Consider the following 16770-nt stretch of genomic DNA (forward strand, 5'->3'; position numbering starts at 1 on the left):
TGAACACAATGCAAAAGGGTTTTACTCTTATTGAATTAATGATCGTAGTCGCGATTATTGGTATTTTGGCGGCGATTGCGATTCCTGCGTATCAAGATTATATTACTCGTTCGCAAGTGTCTGAAGCTGTAACGCTAGGTGGTGGTTTAAAAGCTCCATTGGCAGAATATGGTGCGGATAAAAATGAATGGCCAGATTTGGTTGGCCCAACTGCAACACCTGTTGCTGGTGAGTTGAATGCAACTTTAGTTGGTAAATATTCTCAAGTTATATCAACTACAGGGGCTGATATTGGTACTTATCCAGATGGCGTGCTTGAAATTGAAATGACAACTGGTAAAGCTTCAACTGCGGGTAGTAATCTTTTACAATTTACAACCGCTGATGGCGGAAGTTCTTGGGCATGTGGTAATACAAAAACTGATACAATGGCAGCAGCTGCAACTGGCACTACAATTGATGCAAAATACTTACCAAATGCATGTAAACCTTAATATTTAAATGCATATTTACAAAAAGACCTTTCGAGGTCTTTTTTATTGTTAAATCGCCATGTAAGGAGAATATTGCATATGAATTGGAAACAGCGCCTATCTGCCATGGCTGTACATATTTTATTTTCATTATTTTTATTGTTGATTGCTTTATTCTTGGTATTTCATCTGTGGTATCCAGCACCATTGGATAAAGCCATGGGTGTTGGCACAGTCTTTTGGATTATTCTTGTCATTGATTTAATTCTTGGACCATTATTAACTTTTACCGTTTTTAACCCGAAGAAGAAAGAATTAAAAATTGATTTATTTCTTGTTGTGGTGATCCAGTTAGCAGCTTACTTTTATGGATTGCATACAGTTGTACAAGGAAGGCCTGTTTTTCAAGTATTTGTTGTAGATGATATTGAGCTGGTTAGAGAGATAGATTTAAAATATGAATCTAATTTGAAAATTGATAAAGTATATAAGCCATATATTTTTTCACAACCGCGTTGGGTTAGTGCCGTCTATTCTTCTGACCCTAAAATTGCTTTTCAACAAAAACAAGATGAAATGTTTGGAAATAGCTTGGCAAGTCGTCCTGAAACCTACCAGCCATTTGAGAATAGGGAAGAGCAGATTGAGTCTAAGCTTATTCCGCTTAATGATTTATATAAATATAATAAAAATGAAAATGTTAAGGAAGTTTTTAAAGTATATTCACATGAAAACATAATTGGTTTCTTACCTGTCAAAGGTATTGAAATAGACATGGCTGCATTAATTGGGACAAATGCTAAACCTATTGCAATTGTTGATTTAAGACCTTGGTAAATAATAGAAGTGTGAGGTTGTGACAATAATTGTCTTTTTTTATCTTTAATATAACTGATTGTAATCTAATTTATTGATTTTAATGCAATATTTATTTGGCACGATTCTTGTTGAGTAATCACATTAAATAAAGTGGGAAAACAACATGGACGCTACAATGAAAGGTTTTACATTAATTGAGTTAATGATCGTTATTCTCATTATTGGAATTTTAGCCGCTATAGCTGTGCCTGCATATAGAGATTATATTACTAGGGCACAGGTTTCAGAAGCTCTTATTTTGGGTTCGGGAATGAAATCTATCTTAGGAGATTATGGTTGGAACCATGCTGCTTGGCCAACTAAGTTTGTTGGAGTAAATGTTGTGCCTAATAGTAGTGAGGTAAATGTTACTTTAGTAGGTAAATATTCTGAGATGAGTGATACTGTTACAGGGGTTTATCCTGTAGGCCAAATCACTATGACTATGACAACAGGTGTTGCAAATGGGCAAACTATTTTTTTTGAAACTACAGATGGTGCTGCAACGTGGACTTGTACACCAGGCACTTTAAACACAAAATTTAGACCAAATGCATGTAAATAATGCCTATCAGTTTTATTGATAAAAGGTAAAGTATTATTTATAAGTGTGATAAATTCATCGTATTAAATTGTAGTTTTTGACACCAAATTGTGATCAACAAAAGGCTTCGTTATATACTACAGCGAAGCCTTATTTTTCTACATCTTATGCAAGCTTTATGTTTTATTCTCGCCAGCATTTTGCTTGGCTTTGCATGGCTCTCGCCATTCCATACCTATCCATGGGTGACATTTTCCAGTGATCTCGCTGGATTTGCAGCTGCAATTTCACTTTTTACTTTAGCATTCAACCAAAATATAAAAATACCAAAAGCACAACTGTGGATGCTGCCGATGATGTCGATTCCACTCATTCAGTGGGGTTTCGGTTTAATTGGTGATTTAAGTATCGCATTATTAAGTGTGTTCTATTTATTTACGTTTTGGTTGATGGTCGTGCTGGGTTTTAACTTATCGCTACAGCAACCAAACCGCCGTGAACAATTGATGCAAGGATTTAGTTATCTCGTTTTAGCAACAGCAGTGCTAACGAGTTTGATGGCAATTCTGCAATGGTTAAAGTTGGAATCGCATTTTAGCTTTATCAATCAATTGAGAGGGAGTCGTCCCTTTGCCAATTTTGGACAGCCGAATAATATGGCAACCTTCTTGATTGTCGGGCTATTTGGCGCGCTTTACCTGTATGAAAAACAAAAAGCAGCATTATGGTTGTTGATCCCATCCAGCTTACTGATCTTATTTGCAATTAGTTTGGGGCAGTCAAGAACCTCTTGGATAGTATTAATTTTTACTTTTGTTTACTGGACTTATAAACAATACCGTCATAGCCCAAGATTAAACTTCCCTAAACTTGTTCTATGGAGCGCCGTATTTGTCTTGCTTTCTAGTTATCTATTGCCATGGTTGACACAGTGGATCAGTACTGAGCAGCTAAGTTCGGCGGTGACACAAACGGCTTCTATTGTTGATCGAGCTAGCCGTGGGCACGAACGTTTAGGTATGTGGATGCAGATTGTTCATGCGATTGCAGAACAGCCGTGGTGGGGCTATGGCTGGAATCAAACCAGTATTGCGGTTGTGGAAAGCCTGGAATTCAATACAGTACAAGTTTGGTTTAACAGCTCACATAATATTCTTTTAGATGTATTAGTGTGGAATGGTATTCCACTCGGGTTGTTAATTATCGGGTATGTGGGATTGTGGCTATTTTGGTTGAATCTACACAGCAAAGAAACCGTTTCGATTGTAGCGATGCTCATGGTTGCAGCGATCCTGATTCATGCCATGTTAGAGTTTCCTCAGCGCTATGCCTATTTCTTATTACCTATGGGCTTCTTACTTGGGTTAGTTCAGTCACAAACGCCGAATTTAAAAGGAATTGAAGTTCATAAGAATATTGTGCGTTGTGTATGGGTGATTGCAATTGTGGTCATGCTTCTCATTTGGCGAGATTATAAGCTTTACCAAGAGAATAGTCGTTTGGTGTTTGCGAGTAAGCAGCCAACAGTCAGTATTCTAGGGAGTTCGGAGCTTTTCTTGTTGACGCAATTTAAGTGGCGTTTAAATTGGATTGCATTATCACCGAATACAAAAATGTCTGATGCTGAGTTACAACAACTAGCTAAGATCGTGAAAAATCGTGCAACACCGTATAATCTTAAGAAATATGCGCAATTATTGGCTTATAACGGTAAAGAAACTGAGGCGAAAGAATATATTACGGTGTGGAATCGTTTATATCGGAAACAATTTACTTTTGAGCAGGTGGTGGGTCAGCCTAAAAGCTAAAGTTAATAAAAAAGCCCTTTCAAGTGATAACTTGAAAGGGTTTTTTTTAACATTAAATTTGACTTTGGATATAGTTTTCAATGCCTACATTTTCGATTAGATCGAGCTGTGTATCGAGCCAATCCCAATATTCTTCTTCTTTCTCTAGGATTTCTTGGACTAGATCACGGGTCACGTAATCTTGTTCAGCCTCAGACAATTCAACCGCTTGCTTGAGTGTTGCGATATTTTCTTTGACTTTGCGAATATCACAATTCAACACTTCTTCAGTATGTTGTCCGATGTATAGTTTTCCGAGATGTTGTAGGTTAGGTAGACCTTCTAAAAATAAAACACGTTCAATAATTTTATCTGCGTGCTTCATTTGGCGAATCGATTCTTTGTATTCAGCACTACCAAGTTGCTCAATACCCCAATCATTAAACATACGAGAATGTAAAAAATATTGATTGATTGCAGTCAGATGGTGATAAAGCACCTGATTCAGCTGATTAATCACTTCACGATTGCCTTTCATTGCACTTGCTCCATAAACACCAACAAAATGCCTTTTCGGCAATTTATATTATCTTAATCAACAAATAAGAATCTGGCGAGTAATTTATAGAACGGCAAATGAAAATCACAATCATGATGAATGAGTATCGTGCCTCAATGTTTGCAGGATTAAATTTATTATAGGAATATGATTTGTCATAAAAAAACCGCTTGGATGAAGAGTGGTTAAAGTTCTACAAAAAGCGGTGGAGTCGTAAACACGAAGGATCTAATTCAAAATTATGCAGCCACAGAAATCCGTGCAGCAATTTCTGCAAGTTCTTCACTGATAATAGCTTTGGCTTCTGGAGCGCAACGTCCACAGCAAGTGCCTAAGCCGAGTTGTTCACGGATTTCACGATAACTTTCAGTGCCGTTTGCAACAGCATCTTTAATATCCTGATCAGTGATTCCGCGACATAAACAAACATACATGGGAGTTGTATCCACAAATACAAATGCGATAATTGATATTATTGATAATTGTTATCGTTTGTCAATGAATTTCATTCTAAACAGTTTGTCTTGGTTATTGGGAATTTGGATAAAAAAATGCCACCTCATTGGCAGCATCTATTGATTTTAATTATCTTTTTGATAAATATCCATAAAATATTATGGAATAATCACAATTCCATCCATTTCAACCAATGCACCTTTCGGGAGGCTAGCGACACCGAGTGCAGCGCGAGCTGGGTAAGGTTGAGCAAAGTATTCGCCCATGATTTGATTAACAAGTTGAAAGTGTGATAAATCCGTGAGGAAAATATTAAGTTTGGCGATGTCAGCTAAGCTACCACCCGCTGCGGTACATACTGCTTTAAGGTTATCAAAAACGCGGCGAATTTGAGCCTCTATACCGTCTACAAGTTCCATACTATATGGGTCTAAGCCAATTTGACCTGAAAGATAGAGCGTATTGCCAACAAGAATTGCTTGAGAATATGTTCCAATCGCTGCAGGAGCGTGTTCAGTATGAATAACTTGACGTGACATTAAGCTCTCCTATGTCATTTTCCTATCTTAAGCACAGCGACTTTAACACAAAAGCGTAGCGTGGGAACAATTGAATACTGCGTAGTCGTTGCGGTTGGTTTTAACCTATTTTTGCCAGTTCTGGCTGTGCAATAGGCATATTCAAACGTTCAATTCTTGGGAAACCAAGATGCATACGTAAATCACGAATGATTTGAGCTAATTGTTTTCGATTATTTACAACAATATTCACATAGGTCTTTTGGTCTTGTGAATGTACCATTTCAACCCCTGTTTTTGCCTTGCGACATTGATAAATCAAGTCAGAAATTTGCTCATCATTCATTGCCATATGAATGCAAAGATAGGCACTAAAGCGAACATCTTCGATTTCTTCTGATTGCCAATGTAAAGGCATGATATTTTCGGGATGTAAGTGTTGCTCATGCAATAGATTACGACAACGAGCACGGTGCACGATTAAGCCACGACGGGATAAATGTCCCTGAATTGGATCTCCCAAAACTGGATTGCAGCAATGCGCATATTTGACATCAACCCCCTCAGTGCCAACGATTAAACGATCAGAGCTTTCATGAGTGTGTGGGTGATGATCTTGGGCAAAGAGGTGGTTTGCAACTAATTGAGGTAAAAGATCACCTACAGCAATTTGTTCAAATAATGTGTCTTTATCGGTAAGGTGTCGCCACTCTAATACATTAATCCAGTCTTCTTGTGAGAGATCGTTAATTGAGCGGTGGAAGAGTTTTAATGCTCTATTCAATGCTTGTTGCCCAACAAGGCGTTGTTCATCAAGATCTTGTTCTCTTAGAATATTTTGTAAAGCCCGACGCGCTTTTTGAGTATTGATAAAGCTGAGCCAGTCTGGATTAGGTGTGGCGAGTACATCGGTAATGATTTCCACGACCTGACCGCTATTTAGTGGTGTTGAGAGTGGGCGAATTTCTCCGTCAACTTTGGCACCTACCGCATGGTTGCCAAGAAATAAACTAGCTGAATAGGCAAAATCAACCACGGTTGCACCTTGAGGGAGCTCATGCAACTGTCCATGTGGTGTATATACCCAAATTTTTTCTTGGTGCAAATAGTCCAATAAATCGCTAAAAGTTGTTTTCGCACAGTCACTATCAATTAATGTATTCAGATTTTGCATAGAGGCTTGGATTGCAGATCGACATGCTTGAGGTGCGTTTTCACCGAGGACAACCCCAAAGCGTGCGGCTTTACGCATAAGCTCTGTTTGAATGGTAAGAGAAAGTGTTGTTTTTTCCCCTTTTAATTTGATCATTAAAGATTGATTACCGCCAGGTAAAGGGCGGCGAATATAATCTTTGTATTGTAAAACTTGGAAATTATCTTTTAATGCAGTAACAAGCCGGTCGCAATCGGCAATGCTTTGCAAAATAATTTCAAAAGCATGGCTGTGACTGAGTTCGTTTAGATCAATTTCATTTTTTACAAAGTGACGTAGTAATTCAATATTGTTATTTTTCTTTTTTATTCGACCTTTGATTTGATGATCTTCTAGGAGGCCTGATAATTTTTGTTCCCAAATTGCTTGGTATTCACAGCGTTTTGGCTTGGTTTCCAAAAGGGCTGTTTGTACATCATTGAACATATCTAAATCGAGATTTTGATAACATAGATGCTCTAAGTTATCTGCCATTTCATTCATACCAACTAATCTGGCCATTGGTACAAAAATATCAAAGGTTTCTTGTGCGATTCTGGCGCGTTTATCAGGGCGGAGAGCACCCAATGTCGTCATATTATGATAACGATCAGCAAGTTTAATAATAATGACACGAGGATCTTGTAAGGTGGCTTGCAGAATTTTACGAAAAGAAGCGGCTTTATTATATTCTTTGTCACTAGAATGACTAAGTTTGGTTACGCCATCAACAAGCTCTGCAACGATCAGTCCAAATTTTTCACCAATTTCATCTTTACTGAAATCGGTATCTTCGATGACATCGTGTAACAGTGCTGCCATAAGTGTGTCTGCATCAAGACGCATATGTGCCAAAATACAACTGACAGCAATTGGGTGTAATACATACGGCTCACCACTTTTACGGGTAATACCACTATGCGCTAAATCGGCAAAATCACAGGCAGCAAGCACACGTTGGACGTCGCTATCTTTAAGATAGGCATCAATAATTACTTTTAACTGTTGCTTGGCTTGGCTGACCTCTTCGCCTGGCATAGAAAACACCTTTAATAACTTGGATTCAGTATGGAGAGTCTTTGTTAATACTTTGCTTATCTTCTAATGAAAAGCATATTGCTAAACTTGTCAATTTGTTCATTATAAAAACTCGTAAATTTTTTCAATGAAGTATATTGATTTTTCCAATATGACAAGAAAGATGCGATAAGATCAACAAACAAAAAAGCCCAGTGTCTTCACAATGGGCTTCGATGTATAGCAAATTCGGCTTAGAACGAAAAACCTTCTAAATTTAATGAATTTGTAGATAACACCATATCAAGATTTGAGGTTTGATAATCTTGATCACGTTGTTTTAAAATTTCTTTGGTAACATGACCAACCGCGATTTCGCGTAAAGCAACGACTGTTGGTTTGTCATTGTCCCATTCTACAGTAGGTTCCATGCCTTGACGTGCTATTTGACGTGCACGTTTACTCGCTACCAGTACTAACTCAAAGCGGTTATCGACATGGTCTAAACAATCTTCAACGGTTACACGTGCCATAAGTTGTCTCGTTTGAACAATACATCTGAAAAGACTAAATAGTATAAAAGGCTTTTGCTTAAGACTCAAGTCATTCGCGATTGAGTGTAATCAGGTTTTCAATTAATTGCTGATGTCGACTACTTTGTTGCAATGTTTCTAAGCGGTTTGCGGTAATAATCGCTTCTAAGTCATGTACAGCTTTATTGAAGTCATCATTGATAATTACATAATCAAAGCTTGCAAAATGACGCATATCTTCAACAGCGCAACTCAGACGATGTTCAATTACTTCAACTGAGTCGGTACCACGATTTGAAAGACGTTGTCTTAGATCGTACTGTGTTGGAGGTAGAATAAAAATTTGTTTTGATTCTGGAAATAGTCGGCGAACCTGTTCAGCACCTTGCCAATCGATTTCAAGTAAAACATCATGACCTTGTTGAAGTTGCTCTTTTACTTTGGCCTGCGATGTGCCGTAATAGTTACCAAAGACTTCCGCATACTCGATAAAACCACCTTCCTCAACTTGAGACAAGAAGGATTCTTTATTGGTAAAATGATAATGAACGCCGTCTAGTTCACCTGGGCGTTGATTGCGAGTCGTATGCGATACTGAAACATGAAGGTTGCTGACGCGATCGAGTAGGGCTTTTACCAAAGATGTTTTGCCTGTTCCTGAGGCAGCAGAAACGACAAACAATAGACCCGACATGATATTTTTCCTGATATGATAAAATATCTTGGCTATTGTAGTGTAGCAAGCCGTTAAACGAAATAGTTTGATTGAAATATTCAGATGATGAGAGAGGATGTTATGGAAATCGTGTTGGCCAATCCGCGAGGTTTTTGTGCTGGTGTTGACCGTGCTATAGCAATCGTCAATCGTGCACTCGAGTGTTTTAATCCGCCTATTTATGTGCGACATGAAGTTGTACATAATAAGTTTGTAGTAGATGACTTGCGTCAACGAGGTGCTGTTTTTGTCGATGAACTGGATCAGGTTCCTGATGATTCTATTGTGATTTTTAGTGCACATGGCGTATCAAAGGCTGTACAACAAGAAGCGGAGCGCCGTGGTTTAAAGGTATTTGATGCCACCTGTCCTTTGGTGACAAAAGTTCATATTGAAGTGACTAAATATGCGCGTGAGGGAACGGAAGCAATTTTAATCGGCCATGAAGGTCACCCTGAAGTTGAGGGTACGATGGGACAATATGATAAGTCTCGTGGTGGTGCGATTTATTTGGTTGAAGATGAACAAGATGTTGATGATTTAGTGGTAAAACACCCAGATAAAGTTGCTTTTGTCACTCAAACTACGCTCTCAATCGACGATACAGCAAAAGTGATTGATGCATTACGACGTAAATTTCCACTTATTCAAGGACCACGCAAAGATGATATTTGCTATGCAACACAGAATCGTCAAGATGCAGTACGTGATTTAGCGGAGCAGTGTGATGTGGTATTAGTGGTAGGCTCTCCAAACTCATCTAATTCAAATCGATTGCGTGAACTTGCTGAGCGTATGGGGAAATCAGCTTATTTAGTAGATAATGCAGATCAGCTTGAGCAAAAATGGTTTAAAGAAGATAGTAAAATAGGGGTAACCGCGGGTGCATCAGCACCAGAAATTTTAATTAAGCAAGTGATTCAACGGTTACAAGATTGGGGTGCAACACCGCCGCAAGAGTTACAAGGTACTGAAGAAAATATCACATTTAGCTTGCCTAAAGAGTTACGTATACAGGTGATACAAGCCTAATTTTCCTAGAAAAATGTGAACTAGAAACGGATGGATTACACTCCATCCGTTTTTTTTTGATTCTTATCAGTTTTGTATTGGTTGTGTAAAAATAAAATCTAATATAGTTCCATAAATTTAAAAAAATATTGGTACAAAGTAATGGGGAAAATTTGGGGATTTACCTTAATTGAGTTGATGGTGACGATTGCCGTTTTGGCAATTGTTGCGACGATGGCTGCTCCCGCATTTAATAATATGGTGCTGACACAAGGCTTGAATAAAAGTACTCAGACTCTAGTCTCTACTTTTAATGAGGCGCGAGCAAAAGCAGTTCTTGAACGTAGAGCAATAAAAGTAGAACTTAAGTCCGATTCGATCGGCATTCCAAATGTTAATACGGCTACACAATTGAACTGGCAACCAGAATCAAAGAGTGTTTTGAAATCAACATCACCCACAGCACTTTTATTTAATTTAAATGGTGGGGTTTGTATTACAGATAACAGCACTCCTCCTGCATGTCAGCGTGTGGTCGATGCAAATATGGATATATTTGAGATCTGTGAAAAGGCTGGGGGAAGTAAATCTAAAAAAGTCAGTATTTCTAAGATGGGAACAGTTCAACAGACACAGACGGGGACATGTTAATGAGTATGTTAGATCATCAACGTGGCGTCGGTCTCGTTGAAATATTGGTTGCATTAATGATTCTAGCGATTGGTGTGCTAGGTTTTGTGGCATTACAGTATCGAGCATTAGAGGCGAGTGCTGAAAGTACATCTCGTGTACAGGCAATTTCAATTGCACGGGATTTGGCAGAGAGAATCCGCGTAAATCGTAATGCTTTTTCTGTTTATCAAGATGAAATTCAAACACCTTCAAAGCAAAGAACATATCAAACAGACTGTGTGACAACAGCTTGCTCAGATAGTGATCTAGCTGATTTTGATGTATCCCAAGTCGTTGGTCGGGCCATTTCATTGGGTATGACAATGAATATTATGGATTGCCAAAATACGAATAATAGAAGTTGTATTTATGTGGCGTGGGGTGACTCAAGTGCTACAGATGGGACTGGTACGGGGGATTGTACCAATGGTAATGCTTATAACCCAACCTCCACTTGTGTGATTATGGAGACTTATTAATATGAACAATAATAAGTACTCTATACAAAATGCTCTTTCAGTACATGAGCCAGTGAATCGAAGATTTATCAATGCTAGCTCAGGATTTACATTAGTCGAACTCATGCTATCGCTAGCGTTAGGTTTGATTATTACTGCGGCTGCGATTTTATTGTTTTTGACAGGCCAAAGAAGTTTATCCATGCAACAAGGGGTATCCGATATACAGGATAATGCGAATTTTGGTCTAAATTACATTACCCAAGATATCCGATTAACTAATCTTAATAATTCGAAAGCCATTATCAATGATGAAACTGCTGCTGCGGGAATCGTCTTGACTTCCTCCATTAATGCAACATTAGATGAAACCACGACACCAGCGACACCCTTAAGTAACCTTAATAGATCAATTACAGGCACGACTGCAAATGTGAATTTACTTTCACGTAGTTTTGGAATGATTGCTGGCACAGCACCAATGTGGACTGGTGTGTCTAATGTCACGATTGATGGTGAAGAGGCTAAAAGTGATCAGTTGGTGATCCAATATGTCCCGCAGTACACACAAACACGTGATGGTTCTGTCGACTTTCTTGTTGGTGGGTTTGATTGTGAGGGAAACAACTTAAGATTCCGATTGGAACAAGATGCTGCAAATCCTACAACACCTTTTGGTCGGCAAGTGGTTGTACAGCGCTATTTTTTAAGAGAAGACAATAATAGACAAGCGAATGAGCCCAACCAAGCCTTAGCTCTGGCATGTGATGCGGGTTATTACCCAGTAGATGGTTCCCCAACAAGAATTACGAATTATGGGGATGCTGGCGAAATTATTATGAAGCGCGTTGATCATTTTAGAGTGCTATTGAATGTGCAAAGTGATGATATTGCTGGGCGCCGTTATATTTCCATTAATGATTATTTAAATCTTCCAGCACCTCGTCCGCGGATTGTCTCTGTTCAATTGGGCATGTTAGTGCGTTCTGCACAATCAGTTGGCTCGGAAAGTATGATAAAAAATGATCAGGAGTTTATTGTGCTCGACCAAACCGTCCAAGTGAAAGTGCCAGAAAGTTCGAATACTAAATATGTTAGACAAGTTGTATCGCAAACCATTGCTTTGCGTAATGTTTTTGGGGAGCGTGGTCGATGAAACAGAATCAGTCCGGTGCGACGCTGATCGTTGTGCTTATATTTTTAGTCGCTATTACGATTATTGGAACGATTGCGATTCGGCAGAGTATCGTTGGGCTTAATATCGCTACAAATAGTCAGGTCTCGCAGTTAGTCATGCAAAACTCGGATGCCGCATTTTTCAATATTGAGCATGCTGAGAATCTAGCCCAAAGCTTCAGTGGGAGTGGCATGTTTGGCTATATCAATAATGAAAGTGATAAAGATAAAGAGTTGGTTTTTTGCTTTCGGGGTGATCAAAGTGATTTCTTTGATATCAATAAAATCAGTGTGATGCAGTGGGAATCAGGTAAAAATCAACCAACATCCGATGCCTTAGGAACTGATGGTTATTGTGATGCTCGTACAAATGTCTCAGGAAATTGGTTTACCAGTGGGCGAAAAGCTGTGATGACACAGGTTGCTGTCAAGTTTCCTACGGCTATAGAACAAGACCCCTTCTATGATCGACAAAGAGGTATTGATCCAAAAGAAGCTCAAATAGAGGAAGCGAAACGCGTAAAAATTTTTGCTGTGTCCTTGATGCCTAGCCTAAGTAGTGTGGATCGGAATTTTATTAATGTTTGTTTGCAACAACGTATGAGTGAACTTTCTATTCCAGAAGATACAGTGGTGCCAACTATTCCTGCAGGGACAGCAGATAAAGATAATCCGCTCAAAACAGTCACGGAATGTCTAGCAAGCTTGAATGTGCCATTTACCACACAGGTAAGTGAGTACACGATTACCCAGAATTTCTCTTGAGTGGGAGTAAATACAGATGAAAAATAATATGCAAAAAAGAAAGCAATCCAGGCTTTATCGTCAGACATTACTCGCAACAACGATTGCAGCGTTGAGCTCAGGTCTAGTCATTACCAGTGTTGTTCAAGCAAGTGATATTGATATTTATCAAGAAGCAAAGTCTGGTGATGTAAGCTTAATGATGCTATTCGATATTTCGGGGAGTATGGGGGCCCCTCAATTAGTTGGAAGTGCTAGTGCTTGCGACATTCCAACTGGTTCTGTGAGTGGTTCAGGTAGTGAGTTATCTACAAATGGTTCGCCTACGTATACAAGGTATTATTGTACAGCTTCTAGCGTACGAAGATATGCATTTAAACGCACAGGAAGTTCAACAAGTACTTATAAATATTATAATTGTGGTGATACGGGATCATATTACAAGTCTGATTGTACCGTTGAACGAACGACAACACCTTCATTATCTGGTTTTACTTCTGAAGGAAGTTCGCCAGAAGTTTATTACTATAAAACAGAAACAGGAAAGTTCTATGATCGAATTACTCGTCTAAAAGATGGAATGTTCGATCTGCTATATGGGAATGTCTCAAAAGGTATAGAACGAATTGCAAATGATAAAATCATTGGATTATCTGCATATTCGTTTAACGGGATTGGACGCAATGGTTATATTTTAGCACCTGCAAGACGTTTGGATGCTGTAGTAAACGTCAATGGGGTAAGTAAGACCCATCGACAAATATTATTAGAGATCATTGCTACGAAGTTATATGCCCGTGGGGGGACACCGACAGGGAATGCTTATGCTGAAGCAGCAGCATATTTTATGGGAACAAGAACGTTTAATTCTAATGAGTTAACGAATTTCTCTTTAGGTGCGCCTGTTTATTTTAGATATAGTAGTAATGGTACGACACATTATACTCAGTGCAATGAATGGGATAATTCTGGGAATTGTACCTTTTGGCCGAGTACTAGTCATCCAAATACTTCTGCACGTACTTTTGACTATTTACCTTTAGATCTTTCTCAGTATACAACCGGCTCTTGTACGGTTAAGTTGGCAAATAATACTTCAGGTTCTAGCTTGACCAGTAACATTACAGGTACTTGTTATTATTTAAGAGGAAATATTGCAAGAAGTAATGATTACCCACATGGTTTTAATTATTCAGCAGGATTGGGGATCAAAACAGCTGATGGTACCCGATATCAAAAGCCAGCATCTTTGGAGCAATCTGATGATGTTAAAAAATGTAGTGGTCAGGGGATTTATGTCTTAACAGATGGTGCACCTTCAAGTCAGCATAACCAAGCGAAAGCAATGCGAAATGCATTAAATGGTGCAAGTTTTACATGTACTGAACAAGCTGGAGACTCAACGAATAATACCGTGGCAACCAGTTGTTCTTTGGCGTTTAGTCAGAGACTTTTAAATGATAATCCAACAGGTCTAAAGATTAGAACTGCAGTGGTTGGGTTTGGTGGGGAATTTAATGATATTCCTTCATATGATCCTAGCAAAACTCAGGAAGAGAATCTAAATGCATTGGGTACGATCAACTCTGCAACTAAGGCTGCTGCTGAATGGGGAATTAAAGGCGAAGGTGGGTGGTACTCAGGGAGTAGCTCACAAGATGTAGTAGATAGTGTTAATAATTTTATTAATGGATTGGGTGGTGTGATTCCAGCGGTAACAACAGGTTCACCGACAGTACCTAAAGATCGGTTGAATCCAGCTGTTTTACAAAAACAAGCTTATTTCCCACAGTTTCAACCTACGCCAGATAAGACTTATCAACTTTGGGCAGGAAACCTAAAAAAATACAATGTTGTTGTTGGCGTATTAAAGGATAAGGCTGGGAATAATATTGTTGATAGTCAAGGCCGCATAGTAGACAACTATGATTTATGGTCTCCAGCAGTGAGTACTAATCCAGCGATCAAGGATGGTGATGAAGATATGCTTGGAAGTACTAAATTTGCCTTAAAAGGTGGTGCTTGGTCTCAATTGAAGTTGAAAAAGAATGCTGACACAACGGTTGATAATCGGAAACTATTAACTAATCGTATCGCGAGTGGTACAGGCACAGCAGCAACTTTCATTACCGGAACCAGTTTACGCCGGGTGAATAGTACTGATCTAACGGATACAACTTATAAAAATGATGTCAATCGTGGCTATTTGATGCAGCTACTTGGCTATAATGTAAATCCAACTAACCCTGAAATTACCGCAACTACATCAGAATTACGTCAAGTAGGTGCAGTCATGCATTCTTCTCCTTTATTGGTTACTAATAAAGGTAAAATTGTCTATAAGGATGGTGAGTTAAAAACAGAAAATCGTGAAGATTATGTTTTGTTTGGAACAACTCAGGGATTATTACATGTTGTCGATGCTGAGACAGGGCAAGAAAAATTTGCATTTGTGCCGAATGAAATGATCGAAAGGCAAAAGGAAGCCTTCCAAAAATATGATACGACTTCTGGAGGTTTATCGAATTTATATTATGGTATTGATGGTCCTTGGGCTACATATACAGAATATGTGATTGATGGTTCAGGTAATTTAACTGTTGGTTCAGGTAAAGGTACGAATCAGAAAGGTAAACAAATGGCTTATGGCGGTCTGCGTATGGGAGGGCGTAGTTACTATGCTCTAGATTTGCAGAATATGAATGCCCCTGAGCTTCTTTTCCATATTTCTCCTGACGATAAGAAAGTTTATAGCCGTGATGGTTCCGTAACTACCTATAATGAATTGGGAGACATGGGGCAAAGTTGGTCTAAACCAGCGATTACTTGGGTCAAATGGAATAAGCAGCGTAAACGTGTCATGTTTGTTGGCGGAGGGTATGATGCAGGTGGTGTAGATGGTAATGCCAACACCGGTGGTTATGAAAGTGACACATATAACCAAACCAATAAAAAGGGTGGTGGTGTCTATATGTTCGATGCTGATAATGGCAAGCTGCTTTGGTGGGCTGGTGCAAATAGCACAGCTGCTTCCACAAATGTTGTAAAAACTGCAGCAAGTGATTTGAAATATAGTGTTGTCAGTGAAATTCGTACAGAGGACCGTAATGGTGATGGTTTAACTGATCACTTGTATTTTGGGGATTTAGGAGGGCAATTATTCCGTATAGATTTAGATAATAATGCAGCATCCACCAAAGATTTCGCTAAGTCACCTAGACGTTTACTAAATCTGAATGTGGCAGAAAAAAGCCCACGTTTTTATGAAATGCCATCATTCTCCGTTTATGACTATGCAGGTCAAACCTTTGCGGTAGTTTCAATCGGAAGTGGAAATCGTAGCTTACCATTAAAAGATTATACAGTTGGTACATCTGGCTATGATTACGATGCTGTCTATAATATTTATGATCGAGATGTAACTGCACGGAACTTATATCAATCAGGATATACATTCTTAACTCCAACCTTGACTAAGTCTAATCTAGGGGAAATTACTCAAGTAAATCGTAATGATGACACGACATTGGTTGCACCATATCCAATGTCTTCGACTGCTAAGCAGGGGTGGTATTTCCAATTTAAGTCAAACAAATTGCAGAGTGCAAAAGTATTTTCGACACCAATTGCCTTAAATAACCGTTTATTTGTCTCTACTTTTGATGGTAGTAAACCAGGGCTTTCTGGAGACTGTGGAGCAGGGGTTAAAGGTGAAAGTTTCTTGAATCAATTCTGCTTGCCGTATGGTCAATGTAATAAAAATCTAGTAACTGATTCAGGCGTTGCTTGCAGTACAGGAGATGGTTGTTCATTGGGTGCCGGTATTCAGTATTCAACGATTGTTGATGATAAAAAAGACTGTGATCCAGCAGATCCAACATGTTCATCACCGGGTAGCGGTGGAGGAGAGCCAGGGGATGGAACAAATAATAAGAATTACTGTCTATCAACAGGGAATCGTGGTGCTACAACAGTAGGTGGTGTGATTTCTACAGGTAGTAGTCGAATTTGCTTAGAGCCACAACGTTGGTATGAACGTTCGAGATAGGGGAGCGTA

At 38.9% G+C, this 16770-nt stretch carries 16 protein-coding genes; 10 read left to right on the forward strand and 6 right to left on the reverse strand.

Features of this window, described 5'->3' with window-relative positions; all coding sequences use genetic code 11:
• Nucleotides 1-8 precede the first annotated feature (8 nt).
• The 4 genes from F2A31_RS01380 to F2A31_RS01395 all read left to right on the forward strand — a co-directional run bounded on the left by F2A31_RS01380 (nucleotide 9) and on the right by F2A31_RS01395 (nucleotide 3683).
• Entirely contained in the window at nucleotides 9-494 is a 486-nt protein-coding gene (locus F2A31_RS01380; RefSeq protein ID WP_407643273.1) for a pilin, read from the forward strand.
• A gap of 78 nt (nucleotides 495-572) precedes the next feature.
• Nucleotides 573-1310, forward strand: coding sequence for a TfpX/TfpZ family type IV pilin accessory protein (gene tfpZ / locus F2A31_RS01385; RefSeq protein WP_150024863.1), 738 nt, complete (start codon nucleotides 573-575; stop codon nucleotides 1308-1310).
• A gap of 145 nt (nucleotides 1311-1455) precedes the next feature.
• Nucleotides 1456-1896: a pilin gene (locus tag F2A31_RS01390; RefSeq protein WP_150024864.1), complete on the forward strand. Its 441-nt coding sequence runs from the start codon at nucleotides 1456-1458 to the stop codon at nucleotides 1894-1896.
• Nucleotides 1897-2042: 146 nt separating this feature from the next.
• Nucleotides 2043-3683 carry a PglL family O-oligosaccharyltransferase gene (locus F2A31_RS01395; protein WP_150024865.1) on the forward strand — a complete coding sequence of 547 codons (1641 nt, stop codon included), beginning with the start codon at nucleotides 2043-2045 and terminating at the stop codon, nucleotides 3681-3683.
• A 52-nt stretch (nucleotides 3684-3735) separates the two neighbouring features.
• Here the strand turns inward: F2A31_RS01395 and bfr are convergent, their stop codons facing one another.
• From bfr to gmk, 6 genes are all read right to left on the reverse strand, one after another.
• Complete coding sequence (bfr, locus tag F2A31_RS01400) at nucleotides 3736-4200, reverse strand: heteropolymeric bacterioferritin subunit Bfr (protein ID WP_005087000.1); 465 nt, start codon at nucleotides 4198-4200, stop codon at nucleotides 3736-3738.
• 260 nt (nucleotides 4201-4460) lie between these two features.
• Nucleotides 4461-4655: a bacterioferritin-associated ferredoxin gene (locus F2A31_RS01405; RefSeq protein ID WP_004641287.1), complete on the reverse strand. Its 195-nt coding sequence runs from the start codon at nucleotides 4653-4655 to the stop codon at nucleotides 4461-4463.
• A 180-nt stretch (nucleotides 4656-4835) separates the two neighbouring features.
• Nucleotides 4836-5216: a RidA family protein gene (locus F2A31_RS01410; RefSeq protein ID WP_004641286.1), complete on the reverse strand. Its 381-nt coding sequence runs from the start codon at nucleotides 5214-5216 to the stop codon at nucleotides 4836-4838.
• Between the two features lie 100 nt (nucleotides 5217-5316).
• Nucleotides 5317-7425, reverse strand: a complete 2109-nt coding sequence (locus F2A31_RS01415) for a RelA/SpoT family protein (protein WP_150024866.1) — start codon at nucleotides 7423-7425, stop codon at nucleotides 5317-5319.
• Between the two features lie 233 nt (nucleotides 7426-7658).
• Entirely contained in the window at nucleotides 7659-7937 is a 279-nt protein-coding gene (rpoZ, locus tag F2A31_RS01420) for a DNA-directed RNA polymerase subunit omega (protein WP_004641282.1), read from the reverse strand.
• 70 nt (nucleotides 7938-8007) lie between these two features.
• Complete coding sequence (gmk, locus tag F2A31_RS01425) at nucleotides 8008-8631, reverse strand: guanylate kinase (protein ID WP_004641280.1); 624 nt, start codon at nucleotides 8629-8631, stop codon at nucleotides 8008-8010.
• Between the two features lie 102 nt (nucleotides 8632-8733).
• On the opposite strand from gmk, the gene ispH reads away from it, so the two are divergent.
• The 6 genes from ispH to F2A31_RS01455 all read left to right on the forward strand — a co-directional run bounded on the left by ispH (nucleotide 8734) and on the right by F2A31_RS01455 (nucleotide 16761).
• Complete coding sequence (ispH, locus tag F2A31_RS01430) at nucleotides 8734-9684, forward strand: 4-hydroxy-3-methylbut-2-enyl diphosphate reductase (protein WP_150024867.1); 951 nt, start codon at nucleotides 8734-8736, stop codon at nucleotides 9682-9684.
• Between the two features lie 141 nt (nucleotides 9685-9825).
• On the forward strand, nucleotides 9826-10314 hold the full coding sequence (locus tag F2A31_RS01435; RefSeq protein WP_150024868.1) for a pilus assembly FimT family protein: 489 nt from the start codon (nucleotides 9826-9828) through the stop codon (nucleotides 10312-10314).
• Nucleotides 10314-10814: a type IV pilus modification protein PilV gene (gene pilV, locus F2A31_RS01440; RefSeq protein ID WP_171490546.1), complete on the forward strand. Its 501-nt coding sequence runs from the start codon at nucleotides 10314-10316 to the stop codon at nucleotides 10812-10814. The genes F2A31_RS01435 and pilV overlap by 1 nt, the downstream gene beginning before the upstream one ends.
• 1 nt (nucleotide 10815) lies before the next feature.
• Nucleotides 10816-11949, forward strand: coding sequence for a PilW family protein (locus F2A31_RS01445; protein ID WP_150024870.1), 1134 nt, complete (start codon nucleotides 10816-10818; stop codon nucleotides 11947-11949).
• Entirely contained in the window at nucleotides 11946-12734 is a 789-nt protein-coding gene (locus F2A31_RS01450; RefSeq protein ID WP_150024871.1) for a pilus assembly protein PilX, read from the forward strand. Before F2A31_RS01445 ends, F2A31_RS01450 begins: the two co-directional genes overlap by 4 nt.
• A 16-nt stretch (nucleotides 12735-12750) precedes the next feature.
• Nucleotides 12751-16761, forward strand: coding sequence for a pilus assembly protein (locus F2A31_RS01455; protein WP_150024872.1), 4011 nt, complete (start codon nucleotides 12751-12753; stop codon nucleotides 16759-16761).
• Nucleotides 16762-16770 lie beyond the last annotated feature (9 nt).

Source organism: Acinetobacter suaedae, from assembly GCF_008630915.1.
Classification (GTDB): Bacteria; Pseudomonadota; Gammaproteobacteria; order Pseudomonadales; family Moraxellaceae; genus Acinetobacter; species Acinetobacter suaedae.

Excerpts from the sequence above, each read along its gene's own strand:
- F2A31_RS01380 (WP_407643273.1), top strand. The coding sequence starts at position 9 with ATGCAAAAGGGTTTTACTCTTATTGAATTAATGATCGTAGTCGCGATT.
- tfpZ (WP_150024863.1), top strand. The coding sequence starts at position 573 with ATGAATTGGAAACAGCGCCTATCTGCCATGGCTGTACATATTTTATTT.
- F2A31_RS01390 (WP_150024864.1), top strand. The coding sequence starts at position 1,456 with ATGGACGCTACAATGAAAGGTTTTACATTAATTGAGTTAATGATCGTT.
- F2A31_RS01395 (WP_150024865.1), top strand. The coding sequence starts at position 2,043 with ATGCAAGCTTTATGTTTTATTCTCGCCAGCATTTTGCTTGGCTTTGCA.
- bfr (WP_005087000.1), bottom strand. The coding sequence starts at position 4,200 with ATGAAAGGCAATCGTGAAGTGATTAATCAGCTGAATCAGGTGCTTTAT.
- F2A31_RS01405 (WP_004641287.1), bottom strand. The coding sequence starts at position 4,655 with ATGTATGTTTGTTTATGTCGCGGAATCACTGATCAGGATATTAAAGAT.
- F2A31_RS01410 (WP_004641286.1), bottom strand. The coding sequence starts at position 5,216 with ATGTCACGTCAAGTTATTCATACTGAACACGCTCCTGCAGCGATTGGA.
- F2A31_RS01415 (WP_150024866.1), bottom strand. The coding sequence starts at position 7,425 with ATGCCAGGCGAAGAGGTCAGCCAAGCCAAGCAACAGTTAAAAGTAATT.
- rpoZ (WP_004641282.1), bottom strand. The coding sequence starts at position 7,937 with ATGGCACGTGTAACCGTTGAAGATTGTTTAGACCATGTCGATAACCGC.
- gmk (WP_004641280.1), bottom strand. The coding sequence starts at position 8,631 with ATGTCGGGTCTATTGTTTGTCGTTTCTGCTGCCTCAGGAACAGGCAAA.
- ispH (WP_150024867.1), top strand. The coding sequence starts at position 8,734 with ATGGAAATCGTGTTGGCCAATCCGCGAGGTTTTTGTGCTGGTGTTGAC.
- F2A31_RS01435 (WP_150024868.1), top strand. The coding sequence starts at position 9,826 with ATGGGGAAAATTTGGGGATTTACCTTAATTGAGTTGATGGTGACGATT.
- pilV (WP_171490546.1), top strand. The coding sequence starts at position 10,314 with ATGAGTATGTTAGATCATCAACGTGGCGTCGGTCTCGTTGAAATATTG.
- F2A31_RS01445 (WP_150024870.1), top strand. The coding sequence starts at position 10,816 with ATGAACAATAATAAGTACTCTATACAAAATGCTCTTTCAGTACATGAG.
- F2A31_RS01450 (WP_150024871.1), top strand. The coding sequence starts at position 11,946 with ATGAAACAGAATCAGTCCGGTGCGACGCTGATCGTTGTGCTTATATTT.
- F2A31_RS01455 (WP_150024872.1), top strand. The coding sequence starts at position 12,751 with ATGAAAAATAATATGCAAAAAAGAAAGCAATCCAGGCTTTATCGTCAG.